We start from the raw sequence: 26,787 nt of genomic DNA, 5'->3' as shown, positions 1-26,787 counted from the left end.
TGGCTTAACATTTAACATAGTAGCATCGTGTCAAGCGGGCGGCATTCTAGCGAAAAATGGCGGTTACAGCAAATAGAATAGGTCAATCGGAACCTATTAATATAATTCGTCTGCCCGTCGAAAACGCCCTTGGTAATCAAAGATTTTTTCACGAATCTGCCAGAATCGACCTTTTTTACGAGCGACAACAAAATCTGGATGACGCAATAGAGGTTGCTGGTGAACGATATCTGAGGCTGTTTTCCAGTTAAAAGGTATAGCCGGAGCACGCTGATGTTGACGAAGAAATTGGTACTCAAAGAGCCGTCGTTGGGCAGGGGTTGTCAACCGAAAACGTTCTGAAACGTCAGCGCCATCTTCATCGTAATAGATGATTTTCAGCCATTCTCCTTTACTGTCAATTTCAGGAATGAGCTGCATACCACCACAACGCAGTACCAGTGCGTCTTTGAGTTTCAATGCGGCTTTCAGCATATCGTCGGGATCGACCAGCACCTCTTGGCAACTGTGGCAATGCCGTGCGGCGATATCATTTTCTGCACCGCAATGAGGGCAAAGTTTAAAACGAAAACGGAACTCACATTGGCGGCGTTTGCCGCATTGATCCTTTTCCCAACCCTGACAGCGGCGGCCGAAGTGTTCAATAATTTCACCGTCGGAGGTGCATTTTCCCCAAAATATATTGGCGAAGTTACAGATAGGGCAGAATACTTGAACCGGTTGGCTCTGTTTATCCGGTTTATTGCCGCCAACTTCTGGTGTGTAGAGATCGTGAGGATTTCCTGCATAATCGAGAATCAGGCAATCTTTTTTGCCGGGAAATAATCGTAAACCACGACCGATAATTTGCTGATATAGACTGACGGATTCAGTAGGACGCAGAATGGCTATCAGATCAACATGGGGAGCATCAAATCCAGTTGTTAATACGGCGACGTTAACCATATAGCGCAATTGCTGAGTTTTAAAGGCTTCGATGAACAGATCGCGATCAGCGGTTGATGTATCGGCACTGACTAATGCGGCTTGGCCAGAAGGGAGTAATTGAAAAATCTCTTTGGCATGTTCGACAGTTGCCGCAAAAAGCATAATGCCTTTGCGATCAGCGGAATATTCAATGACTTGTTTTATAATATGAGGTGTGATGCGTTTTTGTCGTTTGATTTCGTGATTTAAATCAGTTTCATTGAAAATACCTTGCTGACTGGAGCGAACTTGGCTGAAATCATATTGCATAACCGGCATATCTAGCCGCTTTGGGGGGACCAGGAAACCGTGTTTAATCATATAACGCAGGGGCAATTCATATATGCAATCACGGAAAAAACAGTTTTCATCACCACGGATCATTCCGTGATAGTGATATTGATATATCCAGCCGATAGCCAGTCTGTAAGGTGTTGCTGTTAAGCCAAGAATACGTAATTGGGGGTTATTTTGCCGAAGGTGATGAATAATTTGCTGATACTGGCTGTTTTCATCATCGCTAATGCGGTGACATTCATCAATTATTAGCAACGAGAATTGATTATCAAAATGTTCAAGATTACGGGCGACAGATTGAACACTACCAAACACCACTTTTCCTGCGCTTTGTTTTTGCTGCAATCCGGCGGAAAAAATATCTGCGGGTAAACCGTATGCGCAATATTTGCTGTAGTTCTGTGCAACTAATTCTTTTACATGAGCTAATACTAATACTTTCCCACGAGCTAATTTTGCCAGTTCAGCAATAACCAGGCTTTTACCTGCTCCCGTTGGTAATACAATGATCGCAGGCTCATGATGGCGCCGGAAGTGATTAACAGTGGCATCCACGGCTTCTTGCTGATAGGGACGTAAAGTAAAAGTCATGATCGTTCCGTAACAGAAAAATATTCGTAAAAGAGTAACATTTTTCTTATTAATTTGCTGTGGGCGGAAGTCAAGGTAAGATAATTATCTGATTGAGAGAAACTATAACTGGTTATAACAAATAGATAATTGTTGTTTATAGTAAACATAGTTATGATTAGCTTTCAAATCTTTTGGGTTAATTTCACATCTTCTTTTTTGGTGGCACTGTTTGGTGGCATTGTTTGGTGGCATTGTGTTGTAGTGCCGAGGTAGTGCCAAAATAGTAGTGGATTACGTTCATGTTTAAATTAATTAATACAGGTGTTTTCATCCATGCGATTGGATAAATTTTTGTCACAACAGCTTGGTATCAGTCGGAATGACGTAGGACGCGAGCTGCGTGCGGGGCGTATCACTGTTGATGATGAGATTATAAAAACCGGAGCTTATAAATTAACTCTAGAGCAACAGGTCATGTTTGATGGTTCGTTATTGGAACAGCAGCAAGGGCCTCGTTATTTTATGCTAAATAAACCACAAGGGTATGTCTGTTCCACTGATGATCCGATAAATCCGACCGTTCTCTATTTTATTGATGAATCGGCAGCGCATAAATTACATACGGCTGGTAGGTTGGATATGGATACCACCGGTCTGGTTTTGCTAACCGATGATGGTCAATGGTCTCATCGCATTACTTCCCCAAAACATCATTGTAAAAAAACATATCTAGTTACACTTGAATGCCCGGTTGCAGCAGAGACGGCAGATAAATTTCTTGCAGGTGTTCAACTTAATGGTGAAAAGACACTGACAAAACCCGCCCAACTGGAAATTCTGGAACCTCAAGTTGTCCGTCTGACAATTAGTGAAGGGCGTTATCATCAGGTAAAACGTATGTTTGCCGCGGTAGGGAATCGGGTAACAGAGCTTCATCGTGAGCGAATCGGCGAAATCATCTTAGATCCTGAATTGAAGCCAGGAAAGTATCGGCCATTGACTAAGCAAGAAATTGCCAGTGTCAATGTTCCTTAGTGCTAGTTTTAGTTAATTATTTTAAATTATTGGAGCAATATACGTGCAACAACAACGATCATCCTATTTAGGACTGATTTTAATCCTTGGCCTGCTTTCTATGTTAATGCCTCTTGCCATTGATATGTATTTACCGAGTTTACCGACTGTTGCCGAAGATTTCGGTGTAGATAGCGGGCAGGTTCAGATGACGCTGAGCAGTTATATTCTTGGTTTTGCTATCGGTCAGATGATATATGGTCCAATGGCTGACAGTTTGGGGCGTAAGCCGGTTATTCTGGGTGGGGTTGCTGTATTTGCTCTAGCTTCGGCTGCATGCGCAATGGTTCAGAATATCGATGATTTTATTTATATGCGCTTTTTGCATGGTTTTTCCGCAGCCGCCGCAGGGGTTGTCATTAATGCGCTAATGCGAGATTTGTTCACCAAAGATGAATTCTCGCGCAGCATGTCTTTTGTAATATTGGTAATGACTGTTGCTCCATTAATTGCTCCAATTCTTGGTGGCATGATAATGATTTGGTTCACATGGCATGCTATTTTCTGGAGTATTGCGGTAACTGCTGTTATTACCGTATTCCTCGTTGCTTTCTTTATCAGAGAGACTTTGCCAAGAGAGAAAAGACAAAAATTTCATCTTCGTACAACTGTAAATCAGTTTATTATGTTATTTCGCCAGCGCCGTGTATTTTGCTATATTCTTGCCAGCAGTTTTTCATTTGCGGGAATGTTTTCTTTTCTCAGTGCAGGGCCGTTTGTTTATATTGAGTTAAATGGTGTTTCTCCTCAGCACTTTGGTTATTACTTTGCGCTTAATATTGCATTTATGTTTGTAATGACGACAATAAATAGTCGCTATGTCCGACGTTTTGGTGCGTTGAAGATGATGTATTTTGGTTTGAGTGTGCAGTTTGTGATGGGGATCTGGTTGTTACTGTCTACCACACTCGATTTTGGCTTTATTGCTTTGGTCATCGGTGTTGCAGCTTATATATGTGGTATTTCTATGATTACATCTAATGTCATGGCGGTGGTTTTAGATGATTACCCACATATGGCCGGAACGGTGTCTTCATTTGCGGGTACAATTCGTTATGGTATTAGTGCCTTGGTTGGTGCATTACTTGCCATGTTACCAGCACAAAATGCTTGGCCAATGGTTGGCTCTATGGTTTTATCTGTTATTTTAGCTGTGCTGTTTATTATGTATACAAAAAAGAGTCGGTAAATAAAAACAGAAGGCTGTTTTCATGTGCAGCCTTTTCTTTAAAAAGAAAATTATTGTAAGCGAAAAATATTTCTGATGATATTTTACGGTTATAATTTTATGAGAGGTTATTGAGTAACCATTTTATTCTAAAATGTATATCTTCTTTCATTGATATATTCTTGATTGATAGTGGTAAGATTTAATATGATTTATTAAATCATATTCTTATGGTGTTTTTTTTATTTTAATATTTACCATTAAATAATGAGGCTGTAATGAGTTTGTGGTATCAGTAGCATTTTCTGTATCACTGGAATTATCATTAAAAACGATAATTTTATTAAAGAGAGTATTTTTCCTGAATATTTCGGGGAATTGAAAATTGGTTGTGCTTAATAGCTATAAATAGTGGTACTGATCTATTTATAGCGAGGCGAAACTATTGTTGTTTCATTGTTTTTTTATTATTGCTGTTGTGTTTTGTTGATTTTTGTATTCCCGTTGGGCTAACAGTCTAACTTTTGACTGTAAGGAAATTCCGAAATGTTCTGCCATGAGAATAAGTTGTTGTTGATGCATTGATAGTAATTATAAGTCTTTGTTGTATTTTTGTTAAATTAACAAATATTAAATGGCGTTATTATTAGGTTGTCTTTAATTATACCTTATAAAACACATTGTTATCTATTTGTTTTTACAGTTCTTATTTGATTTTTATGTTAAAGTGTTGAGTTGAAAAAATAAAATATGTAAACAATCATTAAACATAAAGTTGGGTTTTTGCATAAAAATTAGTTGAGTTTTCTTTAAAAAAAGTATAAATATATGAGAAATGAGAGATTGATCTCACTTTTTCTAAGGTGAAATTTGGAATTAATGTAATACTATAAACACAAATTTAACTTTTCGTTTACCTTTTTTGGGGGTTAGTTATTCGGTTTTGGCGAGTAGAACACCTGAAGATAGCCGCTAACTTTAACTTTTGTATCTATGTTCTTTCAGGTAGGAATGATTCGTGAATAATATTCAGCTTTCGGTAGTACATCGGCTGCCGCAAAGTTACAGGTGGTCACCCGGTTTTGTGGGTATCAAAGTTGAGCCACTTCCGGTTGATGAAGTGAATGCAGAGAGCAGCCTGATGGGGTTGAAGTTACTCAGCCACGAGGACGGGGCTGCGTGGAATGTTATGCAAAAATTGCAGCAATCACTTGCTGATATGCAAATCGGAAGCACTGTGATTGAGTTGGAAGGTCAACCGTGCTTATTTATTAATAGTGAAGATGAAAGTGCGGTTATGTGTCGTTTGAAGACACTTGGTGCTGCCATTGCTGAAAAGATAACTGCGCTTTATCCATTCTGATATAAACGCGAAAAGCGCTTCCTTTGATGGAGGCGCTTTTTTGTGGGCAAGGGAAAAATTTTTAGCCGTTAGGTACTTTTTATCCGTTAGGTACAATCAGCCGTTAGGTACCATGCTATTGCTGATGACTCGGCGACCGCCGTAATAACGTTTGCTCCAGTATGTGCTGCTTAACCTGGAAACGACGACACCATTGCTGGTAGAAGCATGGACGAATTGGTCATTGCCAACATAGATGCCAATATGCCTGGTACGGGCACCTGTCTTAAATAAAACTAAATCGCCAGGGCGCAACTTTGAGCGGTCGATTTTTTTGCCAATATTTTGTTGTTCAAATGTTGAACGTGGCAGTTCCATACCAAACTGATCACGGAAAGTACGTTGAACAAAGCCAGAACAATCTATACCGCGTTTTGTATCGCCACCGAGTCGATAGGCAACGCCCTTCCAGCCATTGTATTGGCTAAGAATTTTAGATTTTATGTCCAGATTACGAACAAGCGCTTCGAATTCATCCTGAGACGCTTGAAGTAAGAAGCCGTTCTTACCGTTTACTGCATGCGTATCAGTTTGTGTGTTACGAAACCTTGATGAATCTGGCGAGCTGCACGCGGATAAAGTGATCGCTACGAACAGCGCGGGTATCAGCCGCGTAATGTATCTCAGAGCCGGTTGAGACTTGACCATTATTTTTGTTTTCCCTTGCTATCCTTACCTTAGTTGGTCGCTATTATTGAAAAATATCAAACGCTTCGAAGCCTGGTGTTAGAAAAAACAATGAGTAAACAACGCGCTTGGTGGAAAAACGCGCCTGATGCCACGTTTTATAACGATATTTACAATAAATGTCATTCAGACCGAGAGTACAGAAACAATCAGGAAAAGGCGAGTATTTAATGACATAATTTACAAAAAATTAGATTTCTAAGTAGGAGAGATCAGGAATGTTGCTAGTTTATGTTATTTATGTGGGTTTTATGAGCTATTGGGAAGGTTAAATATCTCCCCAATATTATTCGGTAAAAAGAGTTTAAGGGAAAGATCTTAAATTGGGCGACCAATTTGTGGCAGATTCTTATCCAGCCAGTTAATCATGACATCACTTAATGGTGTTAATAGTAGCCAACTTGTTCCGATTAGCACCAGTGATAAAGAGCCGACGGCAATATCAGTAAACCAATGCGCTCCTGCCATGATACGAGGTAATGCAAAGATTACCATGATCAATAATGCGATACAGAATGCTCTACCTGAGATATAGCGAAGGATAAAGCAGCTAAAAATCAGAAGCATTAATCCGTGATCGCCTGGAAAGCTATCGCCTGATGCATCTTTTGTTGCCAGATTGGTCATTTCGCTAATACGATTGATATGATCAAAGGTTAATGTTGGACTTGGGCGGATAACTGGGAGTAGATGACCGATTTGGTTAAGTATAACTGCGCTTATTATCATGACCAGACCAATCATGAATAATCTGCGTTTGCCATCGTAATTCTGTTTACGAAAAGCGTTGTAATATAGTAATCCCATACATAAAAGCGAAATGGCATCGAAAGCCCTGATATTCACAAATGCTACAAATTCTGTGAATACTGAACCTGGGATTAATTTCTCATTAAAGAAGTGGAAGATTGCAGAGTCGATTTTGAACCAAAAACCGTGCTGTTCTGGTAAATACCAAGAGAGAAACAGAGTAATCCCCAACAGGTTCAATATAAATATGGTAAATGAGTGACTGCGTGTCATGGGAGACCTATTTGTTAAAAATAAAATAAGTGGTAACTAAACTTACAATTATGTTGGTTAATATAACAAATATTGAGTAATAATGTCACAATTCTTAATCATAAGTTAATTTGTTGTTTTTTTATCTACCTTGTGCTTTTTCCTTCATTTTTTATTTACTTTGGTAACTATATCTGTTCAATTCTGCGGGTTTTTATTGAGTGATGTTGTGGTGTTTAAGGTTGTAAATTCTTAATTTATTGATAATTATCTCTGATAATTCTAATTTTGGAAGATATAAATATCTTAATCAGCTTTAATCGCTAAAAATCATAAATAAACAACGAAAATAGCCGTTACCAATACATAGACTCATAAATTTTTCCGATTTCTAGGTTGATTTCATTTTTGGAAATCGCAGCGAATGATGCTGTTTTATGGTGAGGGCTTTATGTCTATGTTCCGGGTTATGATGGGTTGCTTTTTTCTGATGATTCCTAGTGTTGTCAATAGCGGATCAGAAACAACATCAAATACAGGGGTTATTCGCTTTTCAGGTGCGATCGTTGAATCACCGTGTCGTTTTGATTGGCGTGATAACTGGGCTGACACCACTTGTTGGCGAAAGGGACATAAAATTACCCAACGACGAAAGCTCGATTTGCAAAATGATATTTATTTTTATTTACCACACCAAATGGGGGTAACAGAGATTAAATGGATAAAAGGAAAAGATAAAATCGGTGTTGTTACAATTTTCTATAATTGATGTTAAGAAAAATTTTAGAAGAGGAGTAAGGATTTTATTTGTCATTGCTAAAATGAATGAGTGACAAATTTATGTTGTATTTTATTTGAGAATTTAAATTATCTCTAAATGCTAAAGGGAAAGTAGGTGACTGATTTAATTAATGGAATAGGTAAAGTGAGTTACCCTGTTTTATCCTGGGCAACTCAGAATTAGCTACTATTGTTAATCGCAACGTCCCATATAGCGACGTTCTGCAATATGAATACGGATTTTTTCTCCGCTACTGATATATTCAGGTACTTGCACGGTGAGTCCGGTGCTCATTTTGGCAGGTTTTGTCCGTGCACTGGCTGAAGCGCCTTTAATTCCAGGGGCTGTTTCTTCGATAACCATATCGACTGTCTGTGGTAGTTCAAGGGCAATGACTTGTCCTTCTATTGTCAGAACTTGCATGCCCGGCAGGCCACCTTCGGGAATGAATAACAACTCTTCTTCGATTTGTTCCTTTTTAAAGTGATAAGGTGTGAAATCTTCATCATCCATGAAAACATATTCATCACCATCAATATAAGAAAAGTTAACGCTACGACGAGTCAGGTTGATCGTATCAAGGATATCATCGCCTTTGAAACGTTCTTCCACTTTCTGGCCGGTGCGGATATCAGTAAAGCGCATTTTATATAATGTGCTAGCTCCCCGGGCGCTTGGTGCTTGAATATCAATGTCTTTGACTAGCAGTAATTTACCATTATAACTGACGGCACTACCGCGTTTAATTTCGTTGGCTTTAGCCATATGTAACCTTCCATAAAACTGCAAGAGAATAATCGGCGACAAAATTACTCGCAGTCAGGGCATTAGGCAAGTAGGGATTAAAAAACCCCGCTGTTTTTTTACATTGGGGTTGTAGTAAGAATGTTTTATATCAACGATACACAGGTAATAAATCAAGGGAGGACAAAATATGAGCTATAGCATTTATCAGACCAAACAGGATGACAAACCCAATAAGGAATTTTCCTCCTGGCGCTCGGTAGCTGGCTTCTGGGAAGCGTTGACGACTTGCCCGAGCCATAAGTGCTGGAATAATGACCGCCCAGATAGTTGCAGCGAATCCAGCGAAACCAATAGCATATAGAAAACCATTGGGGAACAGTAAAGCTAGCGCTGTTGGTGGAATAAATGTCACTAATGCAGATTTTAACCGGCCGGTGTTATTATCTTTAAAACCAAAGAAGTCAGCTATGTAATCAAATAGCCCTAAAGAGACACCAAGAAATGAACTTGCTAATGCCATATAAGAAAAGGCATTTAGAAGCTGGTGAACGGTTTCGCTGTTTGTTGTATTATCCATGTGCTTTAATAAAGCATCGATATTCCCGCCATCAGCAATAATCTGTTTGAATACTTCGCGGGGAATATTTCCCTGAATGACATATTGCCACAAGATGTAAATAGCTAATGCGATTAACGTACCGAATAACAGGCTGCGAATAACAGCTTTGCTATCTTTATGATAATATTTTACTAAACTTGGAATGTTACCGTGATATCCGAATGAGACGAGTAAATAGGGCAGAGCGGCTAAAGCATAAGGCATATAACTTGTTGATGTGTCGTTTGATATAGCATCCGTCTGATTAAACAGGATGACATATTTAACTTCGGTAAACATACCGCCAGCGGACATAAAAAAAGTAATCACCATACCGCCGATCAAAATTGTGCTCAGACGATCCACAGCTTGAGTCGATAACCAGACAATAAGTGCAACGATAAAGGCGAAAATAAGGCCAGCATTTGCCTGTGATATCGGAATAATATTTTTAAAATTGTGGACAATAATTGAGCCGCCCGCTGAAATATAGGCGTAGGTCAATATATAAAGCACGAATGCAATAGAGATACCATTGATGGCATTCCATCCTTTACCGAGTAAATCTTTAGTCATGGTATGGAAGCTGGCGCCTGATGGATAGTTCAGGTTGGTTTCTAGTATCATCAAGCCGGAAAAATACATACACGCCCATGTGTAAACCAGCAAAATAATTGAGCCAGTAAACCAGACTCCAGAAGTTACCACAGGAGTAGAGAACATTCCTGCACCGACAGCAGTTCCGGCAATGATCATTGCACCTCCCAGTATGGGAGGGCGCTTTAAACTCTGGGTTGTCTCAATGGACATATTTAACTCCTGCTGGTATATTGTTTCTTTGTACTAGCTTAAAGATACATTTTTGTCTATAGAGTGTAAATAGATGTCATAAAGGATTATTTGAAATTGAACTAACATAAGTTAGTCATTCGGTCAGATAAAATTTATTTTCTTGCCACATTTTTATTGCATTCCGACTGGCTTCAAAATGAGGTTCAGGAAGATTATCAGGATTGCACCACATAAGTTGTTCACATTTTTCTGGTTCCATCAATTTCGGCTCATCTCCTGCATGTTTTGCCAGTAAACACACCGAAATAGTATGTTTTCCTTCCTGTTGATAAGTTTGAAGGTTATTGCAAATCCCGTAGACTTTTGGTGACTGAATTGTCAGACCTGTTTCTTCTGCAATTTCACGGATTGCACATTGCTCAAAAGTTTCTCCTGCATCAACATGACCACCAAAGATTGACCAGTATGGTGCATGTTTACTGTTGCGTTTTCCTAGTAATACTTGTCCATGTTCATTTACAATAACAACGCCAACACCCACAATGACAGACATTTGGTTTATTCCTTCATCTAAATTTCAGCAAATTTGCATCTCATTTTGAGAAAAACTCAATGCTATTCTTATCCGTAAATCAATTTAAGGCAACGATCAATAAAGTACGGAATTTAACTGAAACGATTCAATTTTAGTGATATAAAGTGATATAAATAGAACTGAAAATTCGTAGTAATGATGATTATCTACTTAGGAGACATTGGGCAAAATGAGTCGTAGAGTTGCCACTATCACCCTAAACCCTGCTTATGATTTAGTGGGGTTGTGCCCGGAAATCGTCAAGGGGGCGATCAATCGAGTGCAAACCGCCGGACTACATGCTGCGGGAAAAGGCAATAATGTTGCTAAAGTTTTGCGCGACTTAGGTATTGATGTCACGGTGAGTGGTTTTTTGGGTAAGGAAAATCAGGAAGGATTTCAACAATTCTTCAATGAAAATGGTATGGTCAATCGTTTTCATTTAGTACCGGGCAGAACACGGATTAATGTCAAATTGACAGAAGAAAGCGGCGAAGTGACAGATTTTAACTTCTCTGGTTTTTATGTCGGTGAAGCTGAATGGTCAGGATTTGTTAATGATTCGCTTTCATGGCTTGGGCAGTTTGATATGGTGGTTGTGAGTGGAAGCTTACCTGCTGGTGTCTCTGCTGAATCGTTTACTGACTGGATGACCTGTCTGCGCCAGCTTTGCCCTTGTATTATTTTCGATAGCAGCCGTGAAGCATTGGTCGCAGGATTAAAAGCATCCCCTTGGTTAGTGAAGCCGAATCGCCATGAGCTTGAAGTATGGGCAGGGCGCCAGTTACCTGAGTTATCCGATATCATCATGGCTGCGCATCAACTTAGAGATCAAGGAATTGCTCATGTTGTCATATCCTTGGGTGAACAGGGGGCATTATGGGTTAATGCTTCTGGAGCATGGTTGGCAAAACCACCATATTGTAAAGTCGTCAGCACTGTTGGGGCTGGTGATTCAATGGTTGGTGGTTTGGTTTATGGTCTGCTGATGCGAGAATCCAGTGAACACACGTTGCGATTAGCGACGGCTGTATCTGCGCTTGCCGTTAGCCAACCTAATGTAGGTATCAGTAATCGCCCCGAATTAGCGGCCATGATGGCTAACGTTGAACTGATACCCGTTGAATGATGCTTTAATTAAAGAATAATTAATGTTGTTGTAACTTCAGCCAGGCAATTTCTTGCGGCCAAATATCTGGGTTTATCGTTTCAAGGATGAGAGGAATACCATCAAAACGAGCATCTTTCATAATATAACTGAAAGGTGTTTTGCCAATATTTCCTTCTCCAAGGCTATGATGTCGGTCAACACGGCTGGCGAATTCACTTTTGGCATCATTTAAATGCATTCCGCATAGATATTGAAAACCAACAACTTTTTCAAACTGTTGAAAAGTTTGTTTACAAACATCATCCGTACGTAAATCATAGCCAGCAGCAAAGGCGTGACAGGTATCAATACAGACACCCACTCGGCTTTTATCTTCAACTCCGTCAATAATTGCCGCCAGATGTTCAAATTTGAAACCCAGATTAGTGCCTTGACCTGCCGTATTTTCGATAACAGCAGTGACTCCCTGGGTTTTATTGAGAGCAATGTTGATAGATTCTGCAATACGTGCGAGGCATTTATCCACATCTATTTTATTGAGATGGCTGCCAGGATGAAAATTTAATAGATCGATCCCTAATTGTTCGCAACGTTGCATCTCATCAATAAAAGCTAGCCGGGATTTTTCCAGAGCTTCACTTTCTGGATGGCCGAGATTAATCAGATAACTGTCGTGGGGGAGAATTTGCCGACGGCCATATCCATAACGTTCACAATTTTCTTTAAATTTATCGATAACATCAGCGGATAGAGGTGGAGCATTCCACTGGCGCTGATTTTTTGTAAATAGGGCAAAGGCGGTAGCTTTTAATTCGTGCGCCCGGATAACCGCTTGATCAACTCCGCCGGCAGCGCTGACATGTGCTCCAACAAATTTCATATTTTTCTCCTTCCTACTTTACGTCATTATGACATTGTTCAATCACTCAATGAACCTTAAGAATGGAAAGGTTATATGCTGCTGAAATTTTTCCGTGCGGATTTTGATTAACCAAACAAATGTTGAATGCCCAGATTTATCAAAAAACCACCCGCCATCAGCCAGACAAATAAAATTAGAGCTAATAAAATGGGTTTAAATCCGGCCTGACGGATGGCGCTCACATGAGTCGTTAAACCCAATGCCCCCATTGCCATAGTAAGCATAATAGTATCGATATTAATCAGAAAATGAACTATTGCGGCAGGTAGTAAATTGAAAGAATTAAAACCCGCTATTGCAATAAACATCACCGCAAACCAAGGGATAGTCATTGGTGTTTTTTCCTGACGGTTTTTTCCATTTTTAGTGCTGGCTCGGCTAATGTAACGGGATAATAACAACAGGAATGGCGCCAACATCATAACCCTGAGCATTTTACTGATAACGGCTGCGTTTTCCGTTTGATCGCTAATCGCATGTCCAACAGCAACAACTTGAGCAACTTCATGAATGGTAGAGCCAGTAAAGATACCGAAAGTTTCCTGAGTAAGTGGTAACCACTGATAATACTCATTGAGTTGATAAAACCACGGATAAATGAAAATAGCGATAGTGCCAAAGATGACAACTGTCGATACCGCAACAGCAACTTTACTGGCAGGGGCGTTTACTACCGGCTCTGTTGCCATAATAGCTGCTGCGCCGCAGATACTGCTACCGGCGCCAATTAGTATTACCGTTTGTTGATCTAATCCAAAGAGTGATTTGCCTAGCCAGATTGCAATAAAGAAAGTGGAAGATAATATCACTGCATCAATCAGAAGGCCGGTAATACCAACATCGGCAATTTGTTGAAATGTCAAACGAAAACCGTAAAGAATAATACCGGCTCGCAAGAGATAATGTTTTGAGAAATGGATACCCTTATCGCAATAAGGTTTGAGTAAAGGGTAGACAGTATTACCGGCAATAATCCCCGCAAGGATCGCCAGTGTTAATGTGCCCAGTCCCATATTAATAAACCACGGGATATTTCCGGCATATATTGAAATTGCAGTAAGTATTGCCGCCAATATTAACCCTGGTATTAATTTGATACCGGGGATAGATGATTGTTTGTTGAATCTTTCAGCACGAATATCAGACATAGATGTTTCTCACTTTGCTTATATGTTTTAAGCATAAGCATATAGCAGATTAAGTTATCATTAAAATTGATAATATTTTTATATGTAATCTGAAAAAGTGGTAAGAAAGAGGATTTTTGTTAAGTTGTTTATTACTGTATAAAATTAAAACAAGCTAACTTTGACTGACACCATATTTTGCGGGGCAATATGCACATCACATTGAGGCAGTTGGAAGTTTTTACTGAGGTATTGAAAAGCGGTTCAACGACGCAAGCTTCTCAGCAATTGGCGTTATCTCAGTCCGCAGTGAGCGCCTCATTAACGGATCTGGAAAACCAGCTTGGCGTACAGCTTTTTGATCGGGTAGGAAAGCGGTTGGTGACTAATGAACATGGCCGCCTCCTTTATCCCAAGGCTTTGGCGTTGCTAGAGCAGGCAGGGGAAATTCAGCAGTTATTCAAACAGGAGTTGGGAGCGTTACGTATCGCTGCCAGTAGTACCATTGGTAATTATATGTTGCCGGAAATGCTGGCAAATTATCGTCACGATTTTCCTGATACGCCGTTAGAGTTAAATATCAGTAATACGCAGGATGTGATCAATTCTGTGCTGGAATTCCGTGTTGATCTTGGTTTGATTGAAGGTCCCTGTCATAGTCCTGAGTTGATAACTCAGCTGTGGATGGAGGATGAGTTGGTTGTTTTTTCTTCTCCCGAAAATCCGTTAGCTAAGCAGGATTTAAAATTGGATGATTTAGTTAAGGCATCATGGATATTAAGGGAGAGCGGATCGGGTACACGAGAAGTGCTGGATCATCTGTTGTTTGCCCGTTTACCTGGGTTCAAGATTTTGATGGAATTGGGAAACTCTGAAGCGATAAAGCATGCGGTCAAATTTGGTATGGGTATCAGTTGTTTATCCAGACGAGTCGTTGCGGAACAATTGCAAAATCGCACTTTACTGGAGTTAAAAGTGCCAGGATTAAGACTTTTCAGAGTATTGTACCTAATTTATCATCGGCAAAAGCACATGTCTAACGCATTGCAAAAATTGCTCAGTTATTGCCGGTAAGGTTTACGTTCTGTCTAAAATCCAAAATTAGCTGTGTTACTTATAATTTTCTCTAAATTATGAAGGTATCTTATAACAGCGCTTCCTCGCTATTTTGATAGTGAGGATTTGTTACAATCCGCCATCAGATTTATTCGCAGCTAACAGGAACAGAATGTCTCAACAACAAAAAAGTGTTTCCGGGAAACCAGTAGCGCAACATTTGCGACGTGAATTGAAAGCTCGGCATCTGGCGATGATTGCCGTTGGCGGATCAATAGGCACCGGGTTATTCGTGGCTTCAGGTGCGACAGTTTCACAGGCAGGGCCTGGCGGAGCATTACTTTCCTATGCATTAATTGGCTTGATGGTTTATTTCCTGATGACCAGTTTGGGTGAATTGGCCGCTTATATGCCGGTTTCCGGCTCTTTCTCAACGTACGGTTCCAAATATGTTGAAGAAGGGTTTGGTTTTGCCTTGGGTTGGAACTATTGGTACAACTGGGCGGTGACTATCGCGGTGGATTTGGTTGCTGCTCAATTGGTTATGGGGTACTGGTTGCCGGATATGCCGGGTTGGATCTGGAGTGCGCTATTTCTCGCGCTGATTTTCCTATTGAATTTTATTTCAGTGAAAGGATTTGGTGAAGCTGAGTACTGGTTCTCTTTAATTAAAGTCAGTACGGTTATTGTCTTTATTGTGGTCGGATTACTGATGATAGCCGGTATCATGAAAGGAGCTGAGGGGGCTGGATGGCATAACTGGACTGTTGGTGATGCGCCTTTTGCTGGTGGCTTCGCAGCCATGATTGGCGTGGCGATGATAGTTGGGTTTTCTTTCCAGGGAACCGAGCTGATTGGCATTGCGGCGGGTGAATCAAAAGATCCGGCGAAAAATGTTCCTAGTGCTGTACGTAAGGTATTCTGGCGTATTCTGCTGTTCTATATTTTTGCAATCCTGATCATCAGTCTGATTATTCCTTATACTGATCCAAGCCTACTGCGTAATGAGGTCGGTGATATCAGTGTTAGTCCGTTTACGTTGGTATTTGAAAACGCCGGTTTATTATCCGCCGCGGCTATGATGAATGCGGTTATTTTGACGGCTGTGTTGTCTGCGGGTAATTCAGGTATGTATGCATCGACTCGTATGTTGTTCACATTGGCAAAAGAGGGTAAAGCACCGAAGATTTTTGGCAAATTATCCAAAGGCGGTGTTCCACGTAATGCTTTGTATGCAACAACAGTGGTTGCTGCGTTGTGTTTCCTCAGTTCAATGTACGGTAATCAGACCGTCTATCTGTGGTTGTTGAATACCTCTGGGATGACTGGTTTTATTGCATGGTTGGGGATTGCTATCAGCCATTATCGTTTCCGCCGTGGCTATATAGCTCAGGGATTGGATTTAAGTAGGTTGCCTTATCGTTCGGGATTTTTCCCGGTTGGCCCAATCTTTGCGTTTGTTTTATGTCTGACGATCACACTAGGACAGAATTATCAAGCATTTCTACAAGATAAAATTGACTGGTATGGTGTCACTGCAACTTATATTGGTATTCCATTATTCCTGTTGATTTGGTTTGGTTACAAGTTAGTGAAGAAAACTCACTTTATTAAATATAGCGAGATGAAATTTCCTGATATCGCAAACCAGTGAATGTGAATATGTTAAATCGTGATTAGCAGACGGGCAGGGATCTTTGAAAAAATTCCTGCCCGTCTGGTTTTTATGGTTTTTTAATTCGATTCGCGGTTAGTTTATTATTATCTTAATGTTTTATTTATCTGAGTAGATCAGCCGTTATTGATAGGAAATTAAAAGAAAACCCCCATTTTGTGATCAGATGGGTGTTTTTTATTTTTCATAGAGTTAATCATACAATTAATCACGTAATTTACCAAAATTTGTGTAGATCATATTGATAAGTATTCTCATTTGGCCTATTGTTAATGCCATAATTATTAATATCAAAGGGCTAGCAAAATGAAATTTATATCTCGATCTGTAGCAAAGAGTATCAGTGTCGGCCTGTTAGCGGGTTCGGCAGTCATGGCAAGCTTCGCATCATGGGCTGAAACGGTCACCGACATAGTTGGTCGCACTGTTGAAGTTCCTGAGAATGTAAATCGTGTTTTGTTGGGCGAGGGCCGTTTGTTCCACGCTATCGCTTTACTTGAAGGCGATAAACCACTGGCCCGTATCGCAGGTTGGCAAGGTGATTTCCGCAAATTGGACCCACAGTCTTATGCTGTCTATAAAGCTAAATTCCCTGAAATTGACAAGGTTCCTTTGATTGGTAATACCAGTGCTGATAGTGTCAGTTCTGAAAAAGTATTAACTCTCAACCCGGATATCGCTATTTTTGGTTTGTCTGGTCATGGTCCTGGTAAAGACAGCGAATTGGTCGCTCAACTTGAAAAGGCAGGTGTTCCGGTTGTATTTGTCGATTTTCGTACTGAGCCGTTAAAGAATACGCTGCCGAGCATTCGTATGCTAGGTAAAGTACTAAATCGTGAGAAACAAGCGGCGGAATATGCCGATTTTTACGAAAAAAATGTAAAGCTGGTGACTGACATCACTAATAAAATCCCGGAAGAGAAAAAACCAACAGTATTTATCGATTTGAGAGCGGGTGCTTTTGAAGACTGCTGTGCAACTGCCGGTGACGGTAATATGGGTAACTTTATCGATTTGGCTGGTGGTAAAAACATTGCTAAAGGTGTTCTGCCAAGCGTACTTGGTAACATGAACCTTGAAAAAATTATTGCAGTTGACCCTTATATTTACATTGCTAGTGGTGCAAAAGCGCCAGACAGTAATGAACCTGGTGTAAAACTGGGAGCGCAATCTACGCCTGAATTAGCAAAAGCCAGTCTGAAACAAATGACTGAACGTAAAGGTATTAGCTCGTTGACTGCGGTCAAAGAGGGCAGAGATTATGCGATTTGGCATAACTACTACAACTCTCCATATAATGTGGTAGCAACTCAAGTATTTGCTAAATGGTTTTATCCTAAGCAATTTGCAGATTTAGATCCGCAAAAGACGCTGAATGAATTACACAGTAAATTCCTGGCGGTTGATCCATCAGGGGTCTACTGGATCAGTGAGAAGTAATCGGTAAGTCAGGTAACGGGAATAATGAGCGCCACTACTGAGCCAATGGTGAAACAACAATTAGATGACAGCAGTGTAAAAGTCCATTACCAATATATTTTACGCCGCCGTATTGTGATGATGGTATTCATCGTGCTGATTATTGGTGTGTCATTGGTGTTAGATTTTACGATAGGACCATCAGGTTTATCTTTGTCATCTCTCTGGCAGACTTTAGTATCGCCAGAGAGTGTGGATGCGGGTACACGGGTAATTGTTTGGGATATCCGTTTACCATACGCCCTGATGGCGGTAGTGATTGGCCTGTCTCTTGGGCTGGCTGGCGCGGAAATGCAGACGATCTTAAATAACCCATTAGCCAGTCCCTCTACTTTAGGGGTTGCTCAGGCGGCTGCATTTGGTGCTGCGTTGGCGATTGTATCCGATATTGGTATTCCTGGCGTGCCTGATCAATGGTTCATCTCTGCGAATGCTTTCATTTTCGCTTTGTTGGCGGCATTGGTGCTGGATACGATTACTCGTTGGACACGCGTTGCTACGTCTGGGGTAGTATTGTTTGGTATCGCGCTGGTCTTTACCTTTGAAGCATTGGTTTCCATGATGCAATTTATCGCAACGGAAGATACCCTTCAGGGGTTGGTGCTCTGGACAATGGGTAGTCTTGCCAGAGCAACTTGGATAAAACTGGGTGTTATGTTGTTGGTGTTTACCGCTGTTTTTCCTATTTCAATGATGAATTCCTGGAGACTGACAGCGCTGCGCTTGGGTGAGGATCGTGCAATCAGTTTTGGTATCAATGTTCATCGTCTGCGCTTGGGGACATTATTGCGTATCAGTATTCTTGCCGCTTTAGCCGTTGCATTCGTTGGGCCAATTGCCTTTGTCGGTTTAATTGCGCCACATATTGCCCGTATGATGTTTGGTGAAGATCATCGTTTCTATTTGCCAGCCAGTGCCCTAATTGGTGCATTGGTGCTCTCTATGGCGTCCATTGCCTCGAAGAATCTTATCCCGGGTGTTGTTATTCCGGTTGGGATCGTTACTGCGTTAGTGGGGGTTCCATTCTTCCTTAGCATAATTTTACGTCATAGGGGGAATATATGAGCTCGGGATTAACCATTAGCAATTTTTTCGCGGGTTATCCGAAACATTCGGTTATTGAAAATCTGAATGTTGCTCCGTTGCCGCGTGGGAAAATTACGGTACTGTTGGGGCCAAATGGTAGCGGTAAATCAACACTTCTGCGTTCTTTGGCTGGTTTAAATCGTGCGACAGGTCAACTTTGGCTTGATGGTCAAGATTTGATGCAGATGAGTTTTGCCCAGCGATCGGACAATGTGGTTTATTTACCACAAAGCTTACCTGCTGGTGTTCATTTGCATGTACTAGAATCGATTATCGTTGCTCAACGAGCGTCCGGATGGCGTCATTCTGAAACCAGTGAAGAAGAGGTGATGTCGTTATTACGTCAGTTGGGGATTGAACACCTGGCGTTATGTTATTTAGATCAATTATCTGGCGGCCAAAAACAGTTGGTCGGATTGGCGCAATCGTTAATCCGTAAGCCAACGTTATTATTGTTAGATGAACCGCTTAGTGCGCTGGATTTAAATTATCAATATCACGTAATGGCGCTGGTGGCGCAAGAAACGTATCGGCGGAATATTATTACTGTGGTCGTTGTACATGACATTAATATCGCATTGCGTCATGGTGAGCATGTATTAATGTTGCAAAAAGGTCATTTAATTGCAGAAGGAACTCCAGAGCAAGTTATTACGTCAGAGAGTCTGGCACAGGTTTATGGCGTCAAAGGCAGAATTGAACGCTGTTCTCAGGGCATTCCCCAGGTATTAGTTGATGGATTGGTTTCAAAGCTAGCGAGTGAGAGTTCATTTTAACTTGTTATTTAAATTATATTTTTTACAAAATATGGCATAAACTGCGCACAAAAACGGAATATACATAGTTATACGTGGGGGAACGATCTATTTTTCTTATACTACGGTGTGCTAAAAGCGACATTTTTTGTCTGACTGATGCCAAGCTCCACTCTTTACTGCAAAGGATGGTAAATCGAATGATTTAATAAGATAGATTATTATAGCTAATAAAAATAAAATTTTATACTTTATGGTAATAAGATGTTAGTAAACTAATAGAACTACACAGGGATAAATATTTTATTTTCGTTACCTTAGCATACGTTGATTATTCATTTTTATTAAATGAACTACTTAGTGAGTTGAATTTAAATGATTAATACTACGTAGTAGTATTGGTATCACGATAAACATATTGTCGTAATATTATTACCTTGGGTAGCTGTATATGATATTAATACTGATTTGTGACATGGCAAGGAATTAAACACAGTTATCAGAGGGGTATTTTATAGGTATTGATTTCAAAGCTAGAGATTGGAGAATTCATTTTAACTTATTGTTTAAGTTATATTTATGATAAAGCATAGGCGCGTAATGCGCATAAAAATCAGAACGTGCATCGCCGTACATGAGGAATAGTTTATTTACCTTGTATTACTGTGTGTTTAAAAGCTAACTGCATTTGAACGCTACAGTTTTTGCCTGACTAATGCTGAGGTTTACTCTTTAACTGAAAAGGATAGTAAATGGAATAAATTAATAAGATGGATTATTGGAACTAATAGAGAATATTGTCTTATGCTTTATGGTAATAAGATATAATCAGGCTAATAAAATAATAAAACCACACAGAGGTAAATATTTTATCCTCGTTATTTGAGCACATGTTGATTATCCATTTTTATAGATGAATAAAGTGAAATTATATCTTTTGGAGAATCGGGAATGGGTGTTTTTAATAAAAGAAAAATCGCGTTAGGCGTTATTGCTGCAATCTCATCTAGCTCAGTTTTTGCGGCTAGTAGCAATAATGACACTATTATTGTGACTACAGCAGCAGGCTTTCAACAGAAAATTGAAGATGCGCCAGCGTCTATTTCTGTGGTGAGCCGTGAACAATTGGAAACGAAGGCTTATCGTGATGTGACTGATGCATTGAAAGATGTGCCGGGGGTCGTTGTTACAGGTGGTGCTAGCAACAGTGATATCAGTATTCGTGGTATGTCGCCTCAATATACTATGATTTTGATCGATGGGAAGCGTGTTGACACCCGTGGTACTCGTCCAAACAGTGATAATTCGGGTATTGAGCAGGGTTGGTTGCCGCCATTGGCCGCGATAGAACGCATCGAAGTGGTACGCGGTCCTATGTCTTCCCTTTATGGTTCTGATGCGATGGGAGGGGTGATTAACGTGATCACCCGTAAAGTTCAGAAGGAGTGGAGAACCAATTTCCGTACTGATACGACATTAACTGAAAGTAAAGATTCAGGTAACAGTTATCAGAGCAGTGTTTATGCAGCAGGGCCAGTGGTTGATGGCTTGTTAGGCTTGAAAGTCAATGGCCTATATTCTCACCGCAACGAAGATAAATTTATTAATGGCTTTAATGAGCAAGAAATGCGTAACGGTTCAGCAACTCTTTCTCTAACACCTGATGATAAGAATACTTTTGATTTTGAAGCGGGTCGTTATGAGCAGAAGCGTAATGCTATTAAAGGAAAATCGTCTCGTTATAGTGACTCGAAAAATGATTATGATCGTAATAACTATTCTATTACGCATAATGGCATTTATGATTTCGGTACCATGACTTCATATATTCAACATGATGATTCACGTAATCCTGGGCGTGATATGAGGTATAAAGATACTGTATTTAATAACCAAACCGTCTTTCAGTTATTAGATGATCATACTGTGAGTATCGGGGGGCAATATCGTTATGAGAACTTACATGGTGGTGATAATAGACTAGCTTCTACTAATGGCTTGGATAAATTGACTCGCTGGAGTTGGGCGTTGTTTGCTGAGGATGAGTGGCAGATGACCAATGACTTTTCCTTGACTGGTGGTATCCGTATGGATAAAGACGAGAATTTTGGCAGTCATTGGACTCCACGCTTATATGGTGTGTGGCATGTAGATGAACAATGGACAATTAAAGGTGGTGTATCTACAGGTTACCGTTCTCCGGATTTGCGTTATATTTCGGCGGATTGGGGGCAGCAAACAGGTGGTTATGTTGGAAATGGTATTATTCTGGGTAACCCGAATTTGAAACCAGAGAAAAGTGTCAATGAAGAAATTAGTGTTATGTGGAACAATCGGGATAATTTTAATGCTGGATTGACCATATTTAATACTGATTTTAAAGATAAAATCACAGAAATCACAGCTTGTAGTAGGAAGAGTTCAAAACCTTGCACTATCGGAACGGATCCACATGTATATACATTTATCAGTGAACGTATAAACGTACAAAAAGCTAATATTCGTGGTATAGAAGCGACAATGAACTGGGATATCGTTGAAAACTGGTCATTGGCTGCAAACTACACTTACACTGATTCAGAACAGAAGAGTGGGAAAAACAAAGGAAAACCTTTGAACAAAATGCCTAAACATATGGTGAATGCGACTCTGAACTGGCAAGCTTTGCCAGAAATGCAAACTTGGACCCGAGTTAACTTCCGTGGCAAAACTTCAGATTATTTAGATCGTGGTGAAAGAATGAGTGAAGGAACGCCGTCTTATGCCTTTGTGGATATAGGCGCTGTTTATAATCTGACCAAAGATTTACGCGTGTTGGGCGGTGTATATAACGTATTTGATAAACGTGTTACCAGTGAGAATTATGGGGCACAACTGGATGGTCGTCGCTATAACATTGGTATCAATTACGACTTTTAATAACGCGTTCTAACTAACAGTGCCATAATCCTCTTTGTTTGTTGCTGACAGAGGGGATTTTTGTTTTTTACTTATACCGGTAAAAACTGAATAGCAATCCGTTTTGTGTTGTGTTAAAACTTAGCTCGTGTCAAAGAAATGTATATGACACCGCTAAACTCCATAGCGCTATCGATGAGTGTGGTAAAAAATAATGAACTTTTAGTGCGGCGAGTATTGCTATTTCAGGTCTTCGAGTGCAGAATTCGCCCACTAGAGAATAACTGATGCGTTTATATGTGTCGGTTATTTTTTTTGCTTTGACTTATTTTTTACTATACCAGAGGCCGGACTCTGAGCCGGATAGATAATTGGCCCACGAGCAACCGCAACGAGGATCGGTTGCCGTAATGAGGAACGCTAATATGGAGCAATTATTCTCTTTCGCACTTGTACCAATCGGTACATGCTGCTGCATCGATGACTACGGAGCATTGCGCTCTGCATATAATCCAGCCTCTAACTCTCCTGCCTATAGGCAGAAGCGAAGTCTTCCCAGTAACTGTCGATTAAGTAGTGTCATAACACGAATCGGAGTTATGGGAGGTTTCGCTCATGTCGCGTAATACTGTAATCCCACTAGGCACCAACCAGACTGGTGCGAACAATCGAGTTCAACTCAGAAAAACACTGACTTTAGTTCAGGTGGTGATGATGGGTCTTGCTTATCTGCAACCTATGACCATCTTTGATACTTTCGGCATTGTTTCTGGTTTGACTGACGGTCACGTACCGACATCCTACGCTATTGCTTTGATAGCAATTCTGTTTACCGCCTTGAGCTACGGGAAATTGGTAAAACGTTTCCCATCTGCCGGATCTGCATATACTTATGCACAAAAATCCATTAGTCCGCATGTTGGCTTCATGGTGGGTTGGTCATCGCTATTGGACTATATGTTCATGCCGATGATTAATGTCTTGTTAGCGAAAATTTATCTTCAGGCCATTTTTCCTAGCGTAGATCCGTGGATCTTCGTCGTGGGGTTTGCATTACTGATGACAGCTTTTAACCTGCGTGGCATTAACGTTGTTGCTAATCTCAACACGGGTATTGTTATTGTTCAGGTTGCCATTATGGTTGTATTTGTGGGTTTATTGATCCACGGTGTGTACAACGGGGAAGGAGTTGGGACTTTATGGAGTGCGAAACCATTCGTTTCTGAGGATGCTAATTTAATCCCAATGATTACTGGGGCCACGATTTTGTGCTTTTCATTCCTAGGGTTTGATGGCATTAGCTCGTTGTCCGAAGAGACGCCGAATGCTGGTAAGGTGATCCCGAAAGCGATTTTCCTGACAGTATTAATCGGTGGTGTCATCTTTATTGCGGTTTCTTATTTCTTACAGCTCTATTTTCCAGATATCTCTCGGTTCAAGAACCCGGATGAATCTCAGCCAGAAATTATGCTGTATGTAGCGGGTACGCTGTTCCAAGCCATTATCTTGGTTTTCTCTTGTGTCACCGTTTTGGCTTCTGGTATGGCGGCTCACGCAGGGGTTTCCCGTCTGCTCTATGTTATGGGGCGTGATGGTGTATTTCCTGAGAAAGTATTTGGCTATGTTCATCCAAAATGGCGGACGCCGGTAATCAACGTGTCGTTGGTAGGTATTATAGGGTTATCTGCGATTACTTTTGATCTGGTGACTGCAACAGCTCTGATTAATTTTGGCGCGTTGATAGCGTTTACCTTTGTGAACTTGTCAGTCATTTCTCAATTCTATATCCGTGAACGTCGTAACCGTACATTAAAAGATACAATTAATTTCTTGGTATTACCTGTGATAGGTGCTTGTACTGTTAGTGTGCTGTGGATGAATCTGGAACAAAGTTCTATGGAATTGGGGCTAACTTGGGGAGCAATTGGTCTGATTTATATGGTATTTCTGACCCGTCGCTTCCGGCAGCCGATGCCGCAATGCTCTGAAATGGTTTAATATCTAGCAAAAGAATAATGGCGCCGAATTTGGCGCCATTATTTTTCCTATGTTGTCAATTTATCGTAATAGTGAAGAAAAGGGAGCTTAGGAAAAAAAACAGCGAGGTAGCTTACAGATAAGAAAAATTTCAACGGTAAACGGAGAAAAACAATCTATGCTCTGAGAGGTGATTATTATTAAGGAAGAGACTATGAATGGTACAAAAACCTCTCAAAATCAACAATTCATTACTACCCTGACCAATATTGTCGGTAAATCTCATATCCTGACTGCCCCCCATAAAACTGAACGTTATCGTAAAGGCTTTCGCTCCGGCCAGGGAGATGCTTTAGCTGTCGTATTTCCCGGTTCACTGGTGGAACAGTGGCGTGTGTTTAAGGTCTGTGTTGAAGCAGATAAAATCATCTTAATGCAAGCGGCCAACACGGGGGTAACCGAAGGTTCTACTCCGAATGGCAAGGATTACGATCGTGACATCGTGATCATTAGCACACTACGCATGAATAAGATTCAGATTTTAAAATCGTGTAATCAGGTAGTGGCGCTACCGGGCAGTACATTATGGCAACTTGAACGTGCGCTCAAGCCTCTGGGGCGTGAACCTCATTCAGTTATCGGTTCTTCCTGCATCGGCGCTTCCGTGGTTGGGGGCATCTGCAATAACTCAGGGGGTTCTTTAATTCATCGTGGGCCGGCTTATACCGAAATGGCATTGTATGGACGAGTTAATGAGCGCGGTAAGCCGGAATTGATTAATCATCTGGGGATCTATTTGGGAGAAACGCCGGAAGAGATCCTCTCTTGTCTGGAAGAACAGCGTTACAGTAATCAGGATGTAGAACAGGGGCAGCGTAAAGCATCTGATCATGAATATGCCCAAAGAGTGCGTGACGTAGATGCTGATACTCCATCTCGTTTCAATTCTGACGAGCGTCGTTTGTTTGAAGCTTCAGGTTGTGCTGGTAAGCTGGTTGTGTTTGCGGTCCGGCTCGATACTTTTCCGGCAGAACCTTTGTCTCAAGTATTTTATATCGGTACCAACCAAACTGGCGTATTGACGGAATTACGTCGCCATATATTAGCAAATTTTCATAATTTACCGGTGGCAGGTGAATATATGCACCGGGATATTTTCGATATTGCGGAAACTTATGGTAAAGATACTTTTATCATGATTGATAAGCTTGGTACTGATAAAATGCCAGCTTATTTTACTTTAAAAGGGAGAATGGACGCTATCTTCAATCGTATCCCATTTTTGCCTGCCAATCTTGTCGATCGCATTATGCAGGGGTTAAGTCGCTTACTTCCTTCCCATTTGCCTAAGCGTTTAAAAGAATATCGTAATCGTTTTGAGCACCATTTAATATTAAAGATGTCCGGTGATGGGGTTGAAGAGGCCAGAAGCTGGTTGGAAAAATATTTTAGCCAGGTAGAAGGGGATTTCTTTGCTTGTACACCGAAGGAAGGCGCTAAAGCGTTCCTGCATCGTTTTTCCGCTGGTGGTTCAGCTATCCGCTATCAAGCGGTGCATAGCAACACAGTAGAGAATATCCTTTCACTGGATATTGCTCTGCGCCGTAATGATCGTGAATGGTTTGAACAATTACCCCCAGAGTTTGATGATGTGTTGGTACACAGACTTTATTGTGGGCATTTTATGTGCTACGTGTTCCATCAGGATTACATTGTGAAAAAGGGGGTAGATGTACAGGCATTGAAAGAAAGAATGATAGAACTGCTTGATAAACGAGGTGCGGAATACCCGGCAGAGCATAATGTGGGGCATGTATATCAAGCTAAACCCCAACTTAAGGCTTTTTATCGGATGACTGATCCCACTAACACTCTCAACCCAGGAATTGGAAAAACATCCAAGCTGAAAAATTGGGGCGAAAGATCTTAATGTCAATATTCTCAGTAGTTACAACGTTATGCTGGTATTAAGAAAGTTCAAATCTGTAAAAGTTGATGACAATCATTCTGTTAGAAAGAAAGGCGAGTATATATGACTCG

General features: G+C 40.7%; 21 protein-coding genes. 13 read left to right on the top strand and 8 right to left on the bottom strand.

Features of this window, described 5'->3' with window-relative positions; genetic code table 11:
* Positions 1-96 precede the first annotated feature (96 nt).
* On the bottom strand, positions 97-1,854 hold the full coding sequence (gene radD / locus B0X70_RS14510; RefSeq protein ID WP_217469649.1) for a DNA repair helicase RadD: 1,758 nt from the start codon (positions 1,852-1,854) through the stop codon (positions 97-99).
* A 315-nt stretch (positions 1,855-2,169) separates the two neighbouring features.
* On the opposite strand from radD, the gene rsuA reads away from it, so the two are divergent.
* The 3 genes from rsuA to B0X70_RS14495 all read left to right on the top strand — a co-directional run bounded on the left by rsuA (position 2,170) and on the right by B0X70_RS14495 (position 5,441).
* The gene (gene rsuA / locus B0X70_RS14505; protein ID WP_217469648.1) at positions 2,170-2,871 is read left to right on the top strand and encodes a 16S rRNA pseudouridine(516) synthase RsuA; all 702 of its coding nucleotides are present in this window, start codon (positions 2,170-2,172) and stop codon (positions 2,869-2,871) included.
* Between the two features lie 43 nt (positions 2,872-2,914).
* The gene (locus tag B0X70_RS14500; protein ID WP_046394933.1) at positions 2,915-4,099 is read left to right on the top strand and encodes a Bcr/CflA family multidrug efflux MFS transporter; all 1,185 of its coding nucleotides are present in this window, start codon (positions 2,915-2,917) and stop codon (positions 4,097-4,099) included.
* A 997-nt stretch (positions 4,100-5,096) separates the two neighbouring features.
* A complete protein-coding gene (locus B0X70_RS14495; RefSeq protein ID WP_036777304.1) occupies positions 5,097-5,441 on the top strand; it encodes a YejG family protein in 345 nt (114 codons plus the stop codon).
* Between the two features lie 96 nt (positions 5,442-5,537).
* Here B0X70_RS14495 and mepS read toward each other — a convergent pair whose 3' ends face one another.
* Together mepS and B0X70_RS14485 are read right to left on the bottom strand one after the other, a co-directional pair.
* Positions 5,538-6,128 carry a bifunctional murein DD-endopeptidase/murein LD-carboxypeptidase gene (gene mepS / locus B0X70_RS14490; RefSeq protein ID WP_036814449.1) on the bottom strand — a complete coding sequence of 197 codons (591 nt, stop codon included), beginning with the start codon at positions 6,126-6,128 and terminating at the stop codon, positions 5,538-5,540.
* Positions 6,129-6,485: 357 nt separating this feature from the next.
* Complete coding sequence (locus tag B0X70_RS14485) at positions 6,486-7,190, bottom strand: phosphatase PAP2 family protein (protein ID WP_217469647.1); 705 nt, start codon at positions 7,188-7,190, stop codon at positions 6,486-6,488.
* A gap of 403 nt (positions 7,191-7,593) precedes the next feature.
* Between B0X70_RS14485 and B0X70_RS14480 the strand changes: the two genes are divergently transcribed.
* Positions 7,594-7,938 carry a YmdA family protein gene (locus tag B0X70_RS14480; RefSeq protein WP_246593298.1) on the top strand — a complete coding sequence of 115 codons (345 nt, stop codon included), beginning with the start codon at positions 7,594-7,596 and terminating at the stop codon, positions 7,936-7,938.
* A 204-nt stretch (positions 7,939-8,142) separates the two neighbouring features.
* On the opposite strand, the gene yeiP is transcribed toward B0X70_RS14480, so the two are convergent.
* The 3 genes from yeiP to B0X70_RS14465 all read right to left on the bottom strand — a co-directional run bounded on the left by yeiP (position 8,143) and on the right by B0X70_RS14465 (position 10,640).
* Positions 8,143-8,715 carry an elongation factor P-like protein YeiP gene (yeiP, locus tag B0X70_RS14475; RefSeq protein ID WP_112878518.1) on the bottom strand — a complete coding sequence of 191 codons (573 nt, stop codon included), beginning with the start codon at positions 8,713-8,715 and terminating at the stop codon, positions 8,143-8,145.
* Between the two features lie 130 nt (positions 8,716-8,845).
* The gene (gene mtr / locus B0X70_RS14470; RefSeq protein ID WP_036814447.1) at positions 8,846-10,105 is read right to left on the bottom strand and encodes a tryptophan permease; all 1,260 of its coding nucleotides are present in this window, start codon (positions 10,103-10,105) and stop codon (positions 8,846-8,848) included.
* A gap of 115 nt (positions 10,106-10,220) precedes the next feature.
* Positions 10,221-10,640 (bottom strand): nucleotide triphosphate diphosphatase NUDT15, encoded by a 420-nt coding sequence (locus B0X70_RS14465; RefSeq protein ID WP_036814444.1) that lies wholly within the window; start codon positions 10,638-10,640, stop codon positions 10,221-10,223.
* 211 nt (positions 10,641-10,851) lie between these two features.
* Here B0X70_RS14465 and fruK point away from each other — a divergent pair, with 211 nt between their 5' ends.
* A complete protein-coding gene (fruK, locus tag B0X70_RS14460; RefSeq protein WP_217469646.1) occupies positions 10,852-11,790 on the top strand; it encodes a 1-phosphofructokinase in 939 nt (312 codons plus the stop codon).
* Positions 11,791-11,809: 19 nt separating this feature from the next.
* Here the strand turns inward: fruK and nfo are convergent, their stop codons facing one another.
* A complete protein-coding gene (nfo, locus tag B0X70_RS14455) occupies positions 11,810-12,652 on the bottom strand; it encodes a deoxyribonuclease IV (RefSeq protein ID WP_217469645.1) in 843 nt (280 codons plus the stop codon).
* Between the two features lie 107 nt (positions 12,653-12,759).
* Positions 12,760-13,842 carry a YeiH family protein gene (locus B0X70_RS14450; protein ID WP_217469644.1) on the bottom strand — a complete coding sequence of 361 codons (1,083 nt, stop codon included), beginning with the start codon at positions 13,840-13,842 and terminating at the stop codon, positions 12,760-12,762.
* Between the two features lie 189 nt (positions 13,843-14,031).
* Here B0X70_RS14450 and yieE point away from each other — a divergent pair, with 189 nt between their 5' ends.
* The 8 genes from yieE to dld all read left to right on the top strand — a co-directional run bounded on the left by yieE (position 14,032) and on the right by dld (position 26,677).
* Positions 14,032-14,895 carry a DNA-binding transcriptional regulator YeiE gene (gene yieE, locus B0X70_RS14445; protein ID WP_217469643.1) on the top strand — a complete coding sequence of 288 codons (864 nt, stop codon included), beginning with the start codon at positions 14,032-14,034 and terminating at the stop codon, positions 14,893-14,895.
* A 154-nt stretch (positions 14,896-15,049) separates the two neighbouring features.
* Positions 15,050-16,531 carry an amino acid permease gene (locus B0X70_RS14440; protein ID WP_036814433.1) on the top strand — a complete coding sequence of 494 codons (1,482 nt, stop codon included), beginning with the start codon at positions 15,050-15,052 and terminating at the stop codon, positions 16,529-16,531.
* Positions 16,532-16,858: 327 nt separating this feature from the next.
* Positions 16,859-17,992, top strand: coding sequence for an ABC transporter substrate-binding protein (locus B0X70_RS14435; RefSeq protein WP_105398230.1), 1,134 nt, complete (start codon positions 16,859-16,861; stop codon positions 17,990-17,992).
* 24 nt (positions 17,993-18,016) lie between these two features.
* On the top strand, positions 18,017-19,096 hold the full coding sequence (locus B0X70_RS14430; RefSeq protein ID WP_036814428.1) for a FecCD family ABC transporter permease: 1,080 nt from the start codon (positions 18,017-18,019) through the stop codon (positions 19,094-19,096).
* On the top strand, positions 19,093-19,893 hold the full coding sequence (locus tag B0X70_RS14425) for an ABC transporter ATP-binding protein (RefSeq protein ID WP_110091334.1): 801 nt from the start codon (positions 19,093-19,095) through the stop codon (positions 19,891-19,893). Before B0X70_RS14430 ends, B0X70_RS14425 begins: the two co-directional genes overlap by 4 nt.
* 930 nt (positions 19,894-20,823) lie before the next feature.
* On the top strand, positions 20,824-22,791 hold the full coding sequence (locus B0X70_RS14420) for a ligand-gated channel protein (RefSeq protein ID WP_217469642.1): 1,968 nt from the start codon (positions 20,824-20,826) through the stop codon (positions 22,789-22,791).
* Between the two features lie 594 nt (positions 22,792-23,385).
* Positions 23,386-24,768, top strand: a complete 1,383-nt coding sequence (locus tag B0X70_RS14415) for an APC family permease (protein ID WP_036777273.1) — start codon at positions 23,386-23,388, stop codon at positions 24,766-24,768.
* A 193-nt stretch (positions 24,769-24,961) separates the two neighbouring features.
* The gene (dld, locus tag B0X70_RS14410) at positions 24,962-26,677 is read left to right on the top strand and encodes a D-lactate dehydrogenase (RefSeq protein WP_217469641.1); all 1,716 of its coding nucleotides are present in this window, start codon (positions 24,962-24,964) and stop codon (positions 26,675-26,677) included.
* Positions 26,678-26,787 lie beyond the last annotated feature (110 nt).

It is taken from the genome of Photorhabdus akhurstii (assembly GCF_019090985.1).
Classification (GTDB): Bacteria; Pseudomonadota; Gammaproteobacteria; order Enterobacterales; family Enterobacteriaceae; genus Photorhabdus; species Photorhabdus akhurstii.
The sequence above is the reverse complement of the archived record's forward strand: the minus strand, read 5'-3'. Positions and strand labels throughout refer to the sequence as shown.